The 15,123-nt window shown below is 41.4% G+C and carries 13 protein-coding genes; 1 reads left to right on the top strand and 12 read right to left on the bottom strand.

What is annotated here, in order from left to right; translation table 11 throughout:
- Window positions 1–1,464: a PepSY domain-containing protein gene (locus tag F902_RS11150; protein WP_005203486.1), complete on the top strand. Its 1,464-nt coding sequence runs from the start codon at window positions 1–3 to the stop codon at window positions 1,462–1,464.
- 65 nt (window positions 1,465–1,529) lie between these two features.
- Here F902_RS11150 and F902_RS11145 read toward each other — a convergent pair whose 3' ends face one another.
- The 12 genes from F902_RS11145 to acbD form a co-directional block, all read right to left on the bottom strand.
- Window positions 1,530–2,273 (bottom strand): adenosylcobinamide-GDP ribazoletransferase, encoded by a 744-nt coding sequence (locus tag F902_RS11145; RefSeq protein WP_005203485.1) that lies wholly within the window; start codon window positions 2,271–2,273, stop codon window positions 1,530–1,532.
- Between the two features lie 100 nt (window positions 2,274–2,373).
- Window positions 2,374–3,957, bottom strand: a complete 1,584-nt coding sequence (locus F902_RS11140; protein WP_005203484.1) for a histidine-type phosphatase — start codon at window positions 3,955–3,957, stop codon at window positions 2,374–2,376.
- A gap of 110 nt (window positions 3,958–4,067) precedes the next feature.
- The gene (locus F902_RS11135) at window positions 4,068–4,673 is read right to left on the bottom strand and encodes a histidine phosphatase family protein (protein WP_017402326.1); all 606 of its coding nucleotides are present in this window, start codon (window positions 4,671–4,673) and stop codon (window positions 4,068–4,070) included.
- A complete protein-coding gene (gene cobT, locus F902_RS11130; protein ID WP_005203482.1) occupies window positions 4,663–5,733 on the bottom strand; it encodes a nicotinate-nucleotide--dimethylbenzimidazole phosphoribosyltransferase in 1,071 nt (356 codons plus the stop codon). Before cobT ends, F902_RS11135 begins: the two co-directional genes overlap by 11 nt.
- A gap of 1 nt (window position 5,734) precedes the next feature.
- Entirely contained in the window at window positions 5,735–6,253 is a 519-nt protein-coding gene (gene cobU / locus F902_RS11125) for a bifunctional adenosylcobinamide kinase/adenosylcobinamide-phosphate guanylyltransferase (RefSeq protein WP_005203480.1), read from the bottom strand.
- Between the two features lie 2 nt (window positions 6,254–6,255).
- Window positions 6,256–6,879, bottom strand: a complete 624-nt coding sequence (locus F902_RS11120; RefSeq protein ID WP_005203479.1) for a 2'-5' RNA ligase family protein — start codon at window positions 6,877–6,879, stop codon at window positions 6,256–6,258.
- An 84-nt stretch (window positions 6,880–6,963) separates the two neighbouring features.
- Window positions 6,964–9,087: a bifunctional mannitol-1-phosphate dehydrogenase/phosphatase gene (gene mtlD / locus F902_RS11115; protein WP_005203478.1), complete on the bottom strand. Its 2,124-nt coding sequence runs from the start codon at window positions 9,085–9,087 to the stop codon at window positions 6,964–6,966.
- Between the two features lie 200 nt (window positions 9,088–9,287).
- Window positions 9,288–10,544 (bottom strand): MFS transporter, encoded by a 1,257-nt coding sequence (locus tag F902_RS11110; RefSeq protein ID WP_005203477.1) that lies wholly within the window; start codon window positions 10,542–10,544, stop codon window positions 9,288–9,290.
- Between the two features lie 25 nt (window positions 10,545–10,569).
- Window positions 10,570–12,837, bottom strand: a complete 2,268-nt coding sequence (locus F902_RS11105) for a TonB-dependent receptor (protein WP_005203476.1) — start codon at window positions 12,835–12,837, stop codon at window positions 10,570–10,572.
- Window positions 12,838–12,846: 9 nt separating this feature from the next.
- Window positions 12,847–14,097, bottom strand: a complete 1,251-nt coding sequence (locus F902_RS11100; RefSeq protein WP_005203475.1) for an MFS transporter — start codon at window positions 14,095–14,097, stop codon at window positions 12,847–12,849.
- The gene (locus F902_RS11095; RefSeq protein WP_005203473.1) at window positions 14,094–14,465 is read right to left on the bottom strand and encodes a hypothetical protein; all 372 of its coding nucleotides are present in this window, start codon (window positions 14,463–14,465) and stop codon (window positions 14,094–14,096) included. Before F902_RS11095 ends, F902_RS11100 begins: the two co-directional genes overlap by 4 nt.
- Window positions 14,462–15,100: an acinetoferrin biosynthesis acetyltransferase AcbD gene (gene acbD / locus F902_RS11090; protein ID WP_004807319.1), complete on the bottom strand. Its 639-nt coding sequence runs from the start codon at window positions 15,098–15,100 to the stop codon at window positions 14,462–14,464. The genes F902_RS11095 and acbD overlap by 4 nt, the downstream gene beginning before the upstream one ends.
- Between the last annotated feature and the right edge of the window lie 23 nt (window positions 15,101–15,123).

The raw sequence follows: 15,123 nt of genomic DNA, 5'->3' as shown, positions 1-15,123 counted from the left end.
ATGAATGCCAAACAACTAAAAAAACTACTGGCATTGCACCGTAGTTTTGGGATGGTGTTGGGCATTCTCGTTTTACTTTGGTCTTTAACAGGTGTGTTGCATCCGATGATGAGTGCAACACAACCTCAACCTGTGAAACGAATGCCACCAGCTCAACAATTGGATTTAACACAAGCCTTAGCAGCAACGGATGTTCTGAAGCGACATCAAATCGCGCAATTTTCAGCCTTACAGGTAATTGAATTAGAAACTCAGCAGATTGCCTATCGCATATTACAGCCTAATCAAAACATTGCTGAATACTATGATAGTCAGACCGGTCAATTGCTGACTAATGTCGAACAGCAAGATGCCGAGCGTTTAGCACGCTGGTATACAGGTCTCTCTCAACAAGAAATTGTATCCAGTCAAATCATCACCGCATTCAGTGATGATTATCCGAGCGTCAATCGTTTACTGCCAGTTTGGCGTGTTGATTTTCAAAATGGTTTGCGTGCCTATGTCGATCCTGCACAAGCACGACTGGCCACGCTGTCTAATGATCAAAAAATGTGGATGGCAAAAATATTTCGCTTAGGTCATACCTGGACCTGGGGCGATCAAGCTTGGACAGGTCAAACTATTCTCATGCAAATGGCTTTGATCGGCATACTGTGCATGCTTTTTATGGGGATTAGCTTATTCTTCAAGATTCATAATCGGCGCAATCACCGTCTAGGGCAAAAACCGATCCGCTTTCTACATCGCTATTTAGGTATCAGTTTAAGTGTCTTTATTCTGCTTTGGGTGTTCAGTGGTTTATATCATATCTGGCAAAAAAAGCCCGATATAAAAAATATTCAACCTGTTTTCCATACGGCTGATCTAAGTACCAAAGCATGGCAGCAGGTCACTCAGCAGCTCATTCAGCGTCTGGATCTTGTGCCCACCACCTTTAGCCAGACACATACTCGTGCTGCATGGATGATTCAAGCCGTCGGACAACCTCCTTTACAAGGCAGCATGACGGCGGCAAGTAAAGAGCATGATCATCATGCGACCCAAACAGTAGCTCCCGCGATTCAGTTTATAGATGCGGGTAATGGTAAAGCGCTTGATATTCTCGAACAAAGCAAACAATTAGCTGCTAGCTACTTAGATTTAAAGCCAGAGCAGATTAAACAATCCTCATGGGTGACAAGTTTTGGAGGAGAATATGGATTTATCAACAAACGTTTACCCGTGATCAAGGTTGAGACCCAGTTAGAGAATCAACTCAGACTGTATATAGAACCGAGCAGCGGTGTGATTGCAGCTCAGGTCACACAACAAGATGCCTTAGAAGGATTTAGTTTTGCTTATTTACACAAATGGACATGGTTGCCGATAGATAAAACGCTTCGAGATATCATTCTGGCTACAATTGCAGCAATGGTTGCCTTGTTCACTGTGTTGGGTTTCCAGGTTCAATTGCGTAAACGTTAACATTCATTATTAAAGTGATTCTTCTGTTTGCAGGAGGATCACGCCAATCCAAGTGATCAATTTTTTTAAATGATATAGAACGAAGCAATCACAGCACTGACAAGCACGCCAGTTTCAGCCAGCTCAATTGCAGCGCCTATAGTATCCCCAGTAATCCCGCCAATTCTTTTAATAAACAATGATCGCATATAAAAAAGCATCACTAAAAAAACCAGTAAAGCAATTAATCCAAGCCATTTAAACACACAAAGCAATGCTATTGTAATGACAAAAACCATCCAAAGTTGTTTTTTAGGCATAAAATCTGTCATAGAACGGCCCAAGCCTTGAGCACGTACATAAGGTGTTGTGAGGAATAAAAACAGCGGCACACTGCGCCCAAGCATAGGCAAGACGATTAAAAAAACAGCCATTTGTTGTTCAAGCAAAACGTATAAAGCCACAAATTTCAGCAAGCAGACGACAACTAAACTCAGCACCCCGATTGGACCACATGCAGGGTCTTTCATGATTTTCAAGGTTCGTTCAGGATCACCAAATCCACCGACCCATGCGTCGGCTGTATCTGCTAAACCATCCAGATGTAATCCACCTGTCAGCCAAATCCAGAGTACGAGAATCACTGCCGCACTCAAGATGATCGGAAGCTTTGCCAATAACATGGCAGATGCAAACAAAATCAACCCAAGCAATAAACCCACCAAAGGATAAAACAGCATGGCCTGAGCATTCTGTTTTGCGCTTGGCATCGTTTTGAGTTCAATTGGTAAAACAGTCAAAAACTGCAAGGCAATCCAAAAAGGTGTCATGCAACCTCTCAATGACAACGGGTTTATCATGCATGGATTATGAAGAAATAAAATTGGGAATAGCAAGCTATTCCCAAATGAAAAGGCTGAATATCTTAGTTTATTGAATTTGATAACATTGTTTGAGCTTCAAATAATCATAATAAAAACTATTCGTGCTATAACGTGCATAGTTACAGCTCGACTTAAATAAGGTTTCTTTCTCGTTATAGAACATTTTCACTAAGGTTATACCTTGCTTGTTTTGATAAATATCCCACTGTAGATTCGCTGCCATGGGTGACACCACCTCACCTCGCCAAGTGCTGCTGTTGTAGCTATAGGTTTGACGTAAAGGCAAAGGTTGCATCATATTGTGCAACTCTAAACTGGTCGCCAATGGAATGATAATTTCGGCATGGGCAAAACGTAATACCGCACGATGTGCTTGCTGATGATCTACAATCACATCGACTTGTTTAAATAAGTCCTGCTTTAGGCCCTGAGCAATTGCACTGGTGACGTTCTTCGATTCGGTAAAACTTGGCCCTTTGCTATAAAAATCATTGGCATCGTTAAATTCAGCATAGAATTTTGCAGCATCTACAGGCATATATTGATCAAAATCCACACCTTTCAATTCAGTTTTCATACCACCTGATATTGAATATAACTCATAGACATAGGCCGCGGCATCCACAGCACTGGCAATGCTATTTTTACCTTTACCTTTTTCAGTGATGGTTTCACCTTTTGGTGAAGTGACGCTATATGAACCGGTATTGCTAAATACATAGCCCGTGGTTCCCAACTTTTGAATAAATTCTGCTTTGAACAGTGGATTCAATACACTCTTTGCCACTTGTTCAGCACGACTATTTTTCGCAAGTTCATTTAACTTATTGACCAGATCTGCATCCTCTTCTTCAAAATGCTGATAGGCTTGGCTGGCATCGTAAATCGCCTGTTGTTGTGCGGATAAATGCTGTGCTAAATCTTGCTCTTTATTCAAACTATGAAAATAAAGCTTAAAACGATCCACCCCACCATCTTCAATTGATGGCACGCTGCTACTGGCTAAACTGGTATATGAAATTGGGGTGATGTGTGCCTTTAATTGCGGTTGCTGTTGAATCAATTCAGCAGTAAAAAACTTGGCACTATCTACCGCACGGTCTACACCCGAACTTTGCACTAAAATTGATGCCGGTTGTTGTGCGGCGGTTTTAAACAGATTTGGTAAGCGTTGTAATAAGCGATCAGCAATACCACGATGTTCCTGAATACCTTGCATGGTTTCATTGCCATAGCCAAACTGACGGATGCCATCCACACCATAGCCCAAAAGAATATTGGCCTTCATCGTAGTTTCTAAATCTGCCCCTAACTTTTCGCCTAAAGGTGTGAGTGCATTTTCAGCTTTGGCTTGTTTCCAAAGGTTATATAGCGCTAAATCATATTTGATGCTGGATAAACCGCGTGAGCCATGACGTGCAACCAGTTCAGTAAATACAGGCTGAAATCCTTGCGGAATGGCTTCATATTTTTTAAGATCTTGTTGCGGTTGGTATGGAGTTTTTGTCTGATAATATTTTGATGCAGTATTAGTTTCTGGTAGTGTTTTTGATTCTGAGTGATCGTCGTTATTACATGCCGCCAATACAATGCTCGCGCATAACACACTGCTTTTCAATAAGATATTCATGAATGATTTGCTTATAGGTCAAGAAATGCCATGTATCATAGGCAGTGGCAATGACAATTCGATTACATGACCCAAGTAAATACTGGAAATAGAATAAGATTTTATGACTACTAAGTTTCTGTCATTTCAGAAAAATGAATTTGATTTTCAACTTGAGTTAGCTTTAAAGCATATAACTTTCCTAACTCTGCGGGCATAGTTAATAGGTCATCCAGCTTTTGCTGACGTGCCAAACAGGTCAGCAACTTAATCACCCCGCCATGCGTCACAATCAACGCCCTATTCCAATTGTGTTGTTGCATTTGGACATAAATTTCATTAAAACCATGCATGACTCGCTGCTGAAATTGATGCAACGACTCTCCATTCGGCGCATGGTATCGAGTCGGATATTGCCAGAAATTAGCCAATAACTCGGGCTCATTTTCATAAATGGTTTGAGTAGACATGCCTTCCCAATCACCAAAATACATTTCCTTGATTTCAGCATTGAGTAGTAAGGGCAATTCGAGTTGTTTGGCTAATGCTGCCGCAAACTTTTGGCAGCGTTGCAAGGGCGAGCTTATGATTACATCCCAGTGAACCTGAGCATCAAGCTGCTGCTGAATGGTGGATTGCATTTGCAACCAACCTTGCTCAGTCAAGGCATCATCAAGATGCCCACGCAAAGTATGGCTCAGTGTGGTTTCACCATGCCGCAGCAAATCAAGGTGCAACTTTATCACCGGTCACAGCAGCTTCAGCAAAGGTGGCCATTTGGTTATGCAACACGCAAGCCAGTTGCAGCATCGACAATGCAGCCCCTGCACCGCTACCTTCACCAAGACGCAAATTCATATTTAAAATAGGCTGAGCCTCTAAGGCTTTTAGCACACGATGATGGCCATATTCAGCCGATTGATGTCCAAACAGCATCCATGCGCGACTGTGGGGTTGAATGTGTACAGCACATAAAGCGGCAACCGAACTAATAAAACCATCCACCACGACTGGCAAACCAAGTTGTGCACAGCGGATATAAGCACCCGTCATTGCAGCAATTTCCAAACCACCAACTGCAGCCAAGATTTTTAAAGCATCGTCAGCAACATCTGCTTGATGTCGTTTCACTGCTTGATCAATAACAGAGACCTTGTGTTGCAGCTGTTGGTCATTAATACCTGTACCCACACCCGTTAGTTTTGCAGCATCTTCATGCAACAATAAACATGCCAGTGCTGAAGCTGAACAGGTATTGCCTATCCCCATTTCACCTGCAATAAAAATATCGGCAGCTTGAGCTTTGGCGCGATCGACACTGTCTTTACCCAGTTGTAAAGCCGCCAAGCATTCCTGTTCCGTCATTGCTGCTTGTTGAGCAAAATTGGCTGTACCTGCACGAATGCAATGGCGCTCAACCCCTGCATAATCATAGGCCTCACCCACTGTTCCGCAATCCACCACTTGTAAATGTGCACGATGATGTTTGGCAATGACACTAATAGCTGCACCGCCTGAGGCAAAATTTTGCAGCATTTGACGGGTCACGGCTTGCGGATAAGCCGAAATATTTTCTGCAACCACCCCATGATCGCCTGCAAAAATCGTAATCCAAGGCTGTTGAATCTGTGGATGCAACGTGCCCTGTAAGCTCGCCAATTGAATGGCAAGCTGCTCAAGTTGACCCAAAGCCCCTGTAGGTTTGGTCAATTGTAGTTGACGCTGTTCAGCTTGTTGTTTCGCCTCTAAATCTGGTTGCTGTACTGCTGCTAAAAACCATTGTGCTTGTTCAGTCATGTTATTTCTCATCTTTTAAAATCATTGGAAAGCCTGCGACACAAAACATGACTTTATTGGCAAGTTGCCCCAAGGTCTGATGCAAACGCCCTGCTTCATCCACAAAACGACGGCTGATTTCCCCCATTGGTACCACTCCAAGCCCAGTTTCATTACTGACCAGAATAATTTGAGATTGTAGTTGCGGTAATACGTCGAATAGTTTTTGCATCTGTTGTTGCTGCATGCCGGCGTCTTCAGCCAATAATAGATTAGTCAGCCACAAGGTTAAGCAATCGACCAAAATCAGCTGATTGGCTTGATCGCATTGCAAGAGTCGATCTGCCAGATAAATCGGTTCTTCAAGCACTTGCCAATGAGCTGGACGTTGCTGTTGATGATGTGCAATACGTTGCTGCATTTCTGCATCTAAGGCCTGCGCCGTTGCAATATAAATGACGGATAAGCCTGTATCTTTGGCGGTTTGTTCTGCCAAACGACTTTTACCTGAGCGCGCCCCACCTAAAATTAGTTGCAACATATCTAACCTAGTTCAATTTGCTGATAAGGATACAGTAATCCTTGTAAAATCTGTGCCTTATAATAGCCGAAAGTCAGTTTTTTGACCTGAATCTTCATGGTTTTTAACGACTGTTGTTGTATCCGCTGTAATACCCTATCACTTGACCAAGCTTCACCATACAAACCTAAAGTAATATGCGGACAATATTCAAGTGCTGCGATCTCTTCAGATACATGGGCAAATTGCTGACGAATTTGAGTTAGTACACCCTGCTGATCTTTAATCTGTAGAAACAAAGCACTACTAAAACTATCGATCTGTGTGATTTCAAGCTCAAAAGGTTTGAGCTGTAATGCTTCAACTAGCTTGATCTGCTGCTGTAATTGTTGAATCTGAAAATCATCGTCGTATTGCTTAACGGCAGGCTGCAAGAAACCACACACAAATAAAGTAATGTGATATTGGCGCTGCTGTGCAGGAAGCAATAGATTTGAAAATTGTGCTTGGATTTCATCTAAATATTGAATCAACTCAGGTTGATCAATCTCTATATACCAAAGCCCATAATCTGAACGGCCCTTGTGCCATTCGGGATAATCACGCATTTCAGTTGCAATCAGTTGGGTCTCTGCTTGTAATAACACAACTTCAGCATCATAGATAAAGTTGCGTTATTCAAACATAAACCCAGATAGAAGTTAAGGTACTTTCACCGTGATCATTGCCGCTTATACAGTTAGCGGTTTCAATTCCTCCAACTGTGACATGAATGCATTATCATTGAGTTGCGCCTGAATTCCGTGATAGAGCTGGTTTAATAAGGCTTTCTTCTGATTTTCAGTGATGTCCATATGCTCAATATTGGTCTGGACATGTTTTACAATCTTAATCTCGTCCAGCTCAAGCATTTTCAGCGCATAGGCATAGCCATAAATTGCACCTTGCATTAACTTCTGGTAAGGAAGTTGTTGCTGCACATGAGATTCTAAACTGCCTAAAACACGCTCATTCAGATTGAGTTTTCTAAGCGGATCACGAGCTACACGCTCACATGGATCTTTATAGGCGGCTCGGCAAGAATGCAGAAAACTTTCCGCCATCCGATCCAGTTCTTTGGCTTGGTTGGGAATCATATTAGCCAAACCCAATTTAACTTCGTTGACCACCTGCTCTGCATATTTCATGATTTTTGGATCAGCCATAGCGATACCAATGGTTTCATGTCCAAGCGCACTGGCATACCACGCCAACATGGCATGACAGCCATTCCATAGCCGATTTTTAATGATTTGAATCTCAGAAATCTGATCAACTAAAATCATTTGACGCATTTTGCTCAACAATGGACTGCGATTTTCCACGTAAATCGGCATATCCATTTCACTATGGAATAGGATCAAATCCATATTTTGTAGGAATTGCCCTGTTTGGAATTGCCCACGCATGTCTTCTAAACAGTAAGTGATCTGCTGTTCTTGCTTTTCAGTCAGAGCGGTTTCCTCTGAAAGTTCAATCGTTTCTGGATTGAGATCATTTTGATATTGTTTAAATAAATTGTGCTTGATATTGAGCTGACGATATAAGGCCTGATCCGTCAGTTTTGACACCATTCGATTGACCACGGTATCGCAAAAATAATGTTCACTTAAAATATGTTCTGCAATATCTTCATCCGTCATGGAAAGTAAGGCTTCACGGATATGTTTTAAGACCAAATACTTTGCGCACACTTTATTCAGAATAATCAAAAAGGTAATCGGCTCATTGTTGTCTGCATCAGCTGACATAAAACGGGCCAATAGTCCCTTCGCAATCGTTTTCGCCTCGGACTCAATTGCCTGTTCTGGCAAACACAGTGCGATCAGGCTAGATTGCATATACATCTCTAACATCTGCTGTTCATTGTCAGCATCAATCACAGTGAGATTATCAATACGCTCATCATAGGAAGACTGACCATATCGAATACTATAGCTGCCAAAACTGTTCACGGATTCCAAATAAAGACGATTTCGGGTTGATGCCAGAATCCGTTTTGGGCGTGTGTAACCATCCCAATAGGACAGGATCTGTGCTACATATCCCCCACCAATGGCACCAAAGCCATGAATCCCAACAGTCAATTGATTGACACTTTGCGGAAATAATTCTTGTAATTGTGGCATGCCCATTTCAGGAATATATTGATCCAAAGCATTCAGGCACTCATACATGTCCTGATAATAGAAATTTGCTTTAGAGAGCATATGATCATTGGGTTCTTTAATATCTTTGAATAAAATCGTGATACCACCAGCTTCATAGGCTGAACAAATCCCGTTTTCCGAATCTTCAAACATTAAACATTGTTGCGGTTGTAAATTTAGCTTCTGCGCCGCTTTTAAAAAGATTTCTGGATGTGGTTTTCCTTTTTCAACTTCATCCCCACAAACCAACAAATCAAAAAATTTATAAACATTGGCATTAATTAGATATTCTTCTGCAATTGCTCGACGACTTGAGGTCGCAACTGCCATTTTTAGACCAGACTTTCTTAAACGTTCTAAAACTTGAACCAAACCTTTTTTAATCGGCACACCATTTTTACGTACAGACTCCAATTCCACCTCATCTGCACGTTTGCGAATGGCAGTATAAGGAACATCTGTACCATAAAACTTTTGTGCCAGTTGCTCCGATGCTTTGGCACTTAAGCCGAGACACTGCATCAAATATTCATCTGAAAATTCCTGTCCAATCAGCTCTTTTGATGCCTGTTTCAATGTCTGGAAGCGCAGGCGCTCGGTATCAAACATTGTTCCATCCATGTCAAAAAGTGCGCCTTGAACAGGATAATCATGAAAAATAAGCATCTTTACTCCTTTATCTATCTTGTTATGACGTTTTATAGGGTACATAAAAAATCCCGTTAAAATCCAAAACGTCAATAAATGAAATAAATTTGATTAAAAAATAAACATAAAGGCGCCTCATCATAGCAATATATGACTGAAACAGTCGGAATACTTGCATTATGAGGAAAAAGATGAGTCATTTTTAGCCAAAAACCCTTTTATTCATCAAGTAGCAATGCGGTTTCACCGTCTTTTCGAATCAACATCCAACTAAAATAAAGGCCAATCGATAGGGTTAAGAACAGTAATAAATAGAATGGGAAATGGGTATTAAAACGGTACAGGAATGTACTGAATAAGGGACCAACAATTAAACCTAATGCCTGTGTCGCCGTACAAAAACTTGCCATCTTAACCTGTGACTGTTGTGATACGGCTTGAGCAGCGCCTGTGGTAAATGCAGGTAATAAGCACGCCACAGAAATACCATAAAAAATATAACTGGCCTGAAATACAAAAATTGTAGGTGCGTAGAGTGAAAGTAATAGACCAAAACACATTGTGACTAAACCAATAATCACCAAACTATTTAATTTGAGTTTAAACACTTTCACAATTAAAAGTTGGGTCAGCACCAAACAGACCCCGACAACCAACATGCATTGAGAAAAATAAACTGCACTCTGTTGGCTACTGAGATAAAACTTATCCTGAATATAAAAACCTGCCGTCATATTTAAAGTCACAATTGCAACATAAGTGACAAAACCTAGAATTAACCAGATCAGACTTTGCTTCAGAATTGGCTCATTCGCTCGTGCATTATCTTTATCTTGTTGTGAATTGAATGACTCAGCCTGAACTTGCGGACTTTTACTAAACAGGATGCCGAGTGCAATACTCACTAAGCCAAGTAAAGCCACTGCAATCCACATCGGGAAAAGTAAACCACCAAACAATAAAACTGAGGTTGCAAACGGACCGATAATCATCCCAAAACTATTCATCGCACCAAACATCGCCATTTGCTTGCTACGTTCAGCGGCTTCACTCGCATGTGTCATTACATAGCTTTGCAGACCAATTTGTGGCAAAGCCATAAAAATACCTGTAGAAGCACGACTCAATACCAGTAAGATAAAAATGAATAACGTGGGTAAAATCGCTTGTGATCCAAAATACAGAATCAAGGTGAAAATAGCCCAAGTAAAGGTCATTCCCCAAAAGCCATAATTGACGAGTTGATTGGGAGATAGCTGATTTTTCTTTTTCGCAATCCAGATCGATGCAATTGCCATACAGATTGCCCCTGCTGAAACAATCACACCACCTTGGAATTCAGATAAATGTAATTGTCGTGTCAATGGGGCAAGTAAAGGGAGAATCATGGAAAAACAAGTTCCATTGATCAAAGCAGCCAGTGCTAAAAACTTTAAATTATTGTTCATCATGAAATTCATCAAAAGAAAAGGCATCTAAACAGATGCCTTTTTGATTAGATTAGTATTTGAGGGTATAACTCAAACCATAAGTACGACCTTGTGCAGCTAGACTAGAAATATCGCCATACACTGTCGAAACTGCTTGGCTATATACAGACTTATAGTCTGTATTCCAAACGTTATAAACACCAAATCCTAATGTACCCGGACCGGCTTTCGCATTGGCAATCACATCCATCACTGCAAAACCTTTAATTTCAGCAGGCGGACGACTGCCATTTTCAATGGCTTCTTTACGTGCTTTGTCTGTACCGCCAATTGCCAAGGTTTGAACACGCAAACCTAAACCATCGTTAAATTGCCAATCTGAATAGACAGTTCCTTTTAACGGTGCAACACGGATGGCATCTAACTCTTGCCATTTACCACTGGTATTTTTAAATTGACCACGTGTATAAGCCAAAGTACCACCGACATTCCATGCATCAGTCACCGCATACTTCACATTGCCTTCTAGGCCATAAACACGTTCATCGGTATCAATCACTTCGATTGCAAAGTTTGGTGGACCAAATTTCAATGATTTATCCGACTTGTTATAGAACGCTGTAAGTCCCGTAGTTAAAGCATTATCTTGCAGACGCCAACCTAACTCAAAACTATTCACTTTAATTGGATCAATGGTTTGATTGCTTACAACAAAGTTTGCAGGTACGTCTCGTAGCATACGTTGTACGTCAGGTAAGTTTGCCCCTTGAGAGAAATTAGCAAAAACTTGTTGAGCATCTGTTAAATGATAAACAGCCCCTAAGTTAAATAAAGTCGCATCATGCTTGACCGACCCACCTTTTAAAGTTACTGGATTATATGTTGGAATAAAATCTGCAATCATCGCTTCAGAATAAGGAACAGAATCCTGCACTTGGCTATCAATTCGCTCATGGCGCACGCCTGCCTGTAAATTTAAGCGATCAGTGACTTCAAATTGACTCTGTAAAAAGAAACCTAACTTCTCAGTATCTACATCTGGACCAAAACCATAATTATTTAATGGTTTGAACTTCAGACCATTACTACTCATAAAAGTATTTAGATCATAAAGCTGTGCGGTTTGCTTGCCTTTTTCTTTGTCATAATCGACACCATAAGTGAGATGTAAAGCGCGTTCCGCAAGGTTTAATTTGCTTTGTAAAGCTAAACGCGCACCAAATACATCAATATCAGTTTCCGATTGAGTAACAATATACATCCCTTTTTGAGGATGGGCTGCATGTGCTAAATAGTTTGCACTTGGATAAAACCGACCTTTTTCAGTACGATAGTAAGCTTCTGCATTTAAAGTCTGACCAAAGAAATCTTGGTTTTCATATTGTGCATTTACAGCTGCACGTTTTGTTCTTGGCTGACTGTCTAGTTCCAAACCTTTCACTGCTTTCTGGCTTGGTTTTGCACCTCTAAGTAAAACAGCTAAGCCTGGTCCATAGTCTGCACCATAGTCACTGTCTTGTTCATCATTATAATATTGTGCACCAATGCTAATACTTTGCTTATCAGCAAACTGCCATCCCAGGCGACCATTGACATCGATGGTTTCCGTATCTTGACGATCCGTTTGCGCTACTTCAGGTCCAATTCGATCGCCATGACTGTCTTGAATCTCACCGCGTTTGGTATAGCTTGCCCCGAGGAAACCATTCCAATCCCCTTGTTTAAATGCAGCAGATTGATATGCTTCATAAGCCAAGGCATCATTTTTAAAGTTATCGCCTGAAGTTACACCGAGTTTTGATTCAAAATGAACACCCTCGGTCGACCCTTTTTTAGTGATAATATTGATGATCCCGCCTGTTGCACCAGAACCATAAATACTACTGGCACCAGAGACTACTTCAACACGCTCAATCATATCTGGGCTAATACTATTTAATTGTCGTGAGCTATCACGCGAACCCGTTTGTGGTACACCATCAATCATATACTGGACTGTACGGCCACGCATGGTCATTCCATAGTTACTGGTTGTACCAGAACTTGGTGTTAGTGATGGAACGAGTAAACCTAAAATATCTGCTGTGCTTATACCCGCAGCGGCTTGTTTTGCAATATCTTCTTGTTCAATGCGGTACACCGTACCTGCAATTTCAGCAATACTTTGTGCTGAACGCGAGGCTGTCACCACAATAGGTGCAAGTTGTGTTGGTTTCTGACTTGTAACAGCAGCAGTCGTTTGAACAGATGCATCTGTTTCAACTGTTTGAGCATATAGCTGAGTACTGATTGCTAAGCTTAACAGCGTTAATGATGTCGAAAGTGAACGTACTTTCATAAATTACCCCTAGGTGAGTTGTTCCGTTTGTTTTGCTTTGTGGATTAACACTTGGCTGAGCAAGACGCTCAACACAGATGCTGCTGCGAGAATGAGATAGAAATTTCCATAACCAAATGCTTTGGCCAAGAAACCAGACATTGCACCGCCAATGAAATAAACCAGGAGTTCAAAACAGACCAAAATGGTGAAGTCTGTTCCAGCTTGTTCCTTAGAGCTGGTATGCATGAAGTGCGCATATAAAGCAGTCATCGCGATATAACGAATCGCCAAAATAACTACAACAAATAGCCCCAATAACATTTGCCACTGATTAAACCAGCTGAGTAAGACCGCGATGCCCAGTAAGGCATACACCAAACTGCGTGCCCAACCAGCCCAAATCAGTAATTGTGTTGCTGCAATTTTTTTTAACAGGAATGCGGCTGTCACTGCTGCCAATAACCCAATGCCCGCGCCAATCACAGACATCAGTACGCCAATCTCTGCCAATGACCATTTTTGATCAATCAACATCGGATTGAGCATGGCCATTGCTGGCGCTTCGACTACGCGATAACAGACAATCAAAGCCAAGGCCCAAAGCATCTCAGGGCGCTTAAAGGCTCGAATCAGACTCGGCGCTTGTTTGGCAATTTTTTCAGTATTGGTTTTTTCTTTAATTTGAAACACTGCAAGCATGGTGAATGCTGTCATTGCAGCTAAACAAATCAGCGCTGTTTGCCAACCATACAATTGATAAAGCCACAAAGTTGCAGCACCACCAATCATACTGCCCAGCGCCACGCCAATACTTTGTGCCATACTGCCTAATCGGTATTCGGATTCAGAAAAGGTTTCGACGGTATAACCATCAATCGCAATATCTTGGGTTGCGGCAAAGGTTGAAATCCATAAACCGACAATAACAAATACACTTAGACCATAATCGAATTGTGTCAAAGCCAAGGCAACGACACCTAATACCAAGGCTATTTGGGTGAATAAAAGCCAAGTTTTGCGTTTTCCAAGTGCCTTAAAATAGAAACGATCAATTAAGGGTGCCCAAAAAAACTTAAATGCCCATGGGATATATAGCAGCGACAACATGCCAATCCAGCGTAGATCGACCCCTTGATGACGTAGAATTGCAGGTAAGGCAACATTGTAAAAGTACAGCGGCAATGCATGTGCAAGGTACAACACCACCACCACAGATAAGCTCAGTGCAGAGACTGTTTTGATTGGAAAATCTTGGTCAGGTTTTATTTGTTGATTCATAAGTACCTCTGCATCGCCCATTGCACGGCAGCGGTCTTTTCTAAACTGACAAAATAAGGAACATGCCAAGCTTTTTGCAAAGCTGGCGTGTCTAATCGAATACGATCTGCCTCATCTTGGGCAATTCGGGCAAGGCCTAAACAATACTGGTAAAAATCTTGTTTATATTGTTTGTACCATTTCCCCTGAATCACCCGATATTCTTCGGGAAATTCAGTGTTCGGCTCGGTTTGCATAATCAGCACAAAACTTCTTTTTTGTTCGAAATATTGTTGAATATGGATTAACCATTGCTCAAATTCTGCCACTGAGACATGCGCTGCAAAGCGCATGTCCAAGATGTGCATCTCATTGATAGATAGGCTCATGTAACACTCAGGATTTTGGCTGGCTGATTGGCTAGCTGTTGTTGTGACGTTTGGTAATATTCACCAAACTTGTTATAAAAAGTTTCTCTAAAGCAGTAATACAACATTGCCGTTTTTTCTGGCATAGGAATTAAACGTTGAGTTTCGTAGCAGAGTTCTGCAACCACAGCGGCATAAGGTTTAACCGTATGATCAGGCTCACCCACAATTTTCTTGGCTTGTGAATGTTCAAAAATATAGAAGCTGAGCAAACGAATGGTTGGACGTAAAAAGCCCTTACCAAACACGGATTTATCACCAAATAGCAAATGCCAACCGAGATCATTGTCATCACCTTCGTAATAACGACCTAAACGATCACGCTTACCTTCATAGATCTCGGTATAGCCCACATCTTTGCCATCCACACCCACAATCAATAAACGTTGATGGTCATCCGCCAGCATCTTGTCGAAGTAAACCTGTAAATCCAGTTCTGACTTATTCAATTGCCACTGTGGAATGACATGTGGCTCATGCATCCATTGATGTAGCAAAGGAATATCTTGTGGGTATTGCACTTGGCGTAAGTAGTATTGTGTGCCATCTTCGTGGTATTCAAAATAATCTGGTAATTGCTGAGAAATAGTTTTCATATCGAACCTTTATAAATTTAGAA

The organism is Acinetobacter higginsii (assembly GCF_000369525.1).
Lineage (GTDB): Bacteria > Pseudomonadota > Gammaproteobacteria > Pseudomonadales > Moraxellaceae > Acinetobacter > Acinetobacter higginsii.
Note: the sequence above shows the minus strand (reverse complement) of the source record. Positions and strands in the feature narration are given on the sequence as shown.

Bases quoted from the DNA above. Each gene is read 5' to 3' on its own strand.
- F902_RS11150 (WP_005203486.1), top strand. From the start codon at position 1: ATGAATGCCAAACAACTAAAAAAACTACTGGCATTGCACCGTAGTTTT.
- F902_RS11145 (WP_005203485.1), bottom strand. From the start codon at position 2,273: ATGACACCTTTTTGGATTGCCTTGCAGTTTTTGACTGTTTTACCAATT.
- F902_RS11140 (WP_005203484.1), bottom strand. From the start codon at position 3,957: ATGAATATCTTATTGAAAAGCAGTGTGTTATGCGCGAGCATTGTATTG.
- cobT (WP_005203482.1), bottom strand. From the start codon at position 5,733: ATGACTGAACAAGCACAATGGTTTTTAGCAGCAGTACAGCAACCAGAT.
- cobU (WP_005203480.1), bottom strand. From the start codon at position 6,253: ATGTTGCAACTAATTTTAGGTGGGGCGCGCTCAGGTAAAAGTCGTTTG.
- mtlD (WP_005203478.1), bottom strand. From the start codon at position 9,087: ATGCTTATTTTTCATGATTATCCTGTTCAAGGCGCACTTTTTGACATG.
- F902_RS11110 (WP_005203477.1), bottom strand. From the start codon at position 10,544: ATGCCTTTTCTTTTGATGAATTTCATGATGAACAATAATTTAAAGTTT.
- F902_RS11105 (WP_005203476.1), bottom strand. From the start codon at position 12,837: ATGAAAGTACGTTCACTTTCGACATCATTAACGCTGTTAAGCTTAGCA.
- F902_RS11100 (WP_005203475.1), bottom strand. From the start codon at position 14,097: ATGAATCAACAAATAAAACCTGACCAAGATTTTCCAATCAAAACAGTC.
- F902_RS11095 (WP_005203473.1), bottom strand. From the start codon at position 14,465: ATGAGCCTATCTATCAATGAGATGCACATCTTGGACATGCGCTTTGCA.
- acbD (WP_004807319.1), bottom strand. From the start codon at position 15,100: ATGAAAACTATTTCTCAGCAATTACCAGATTATTTTGAATACCACGAA.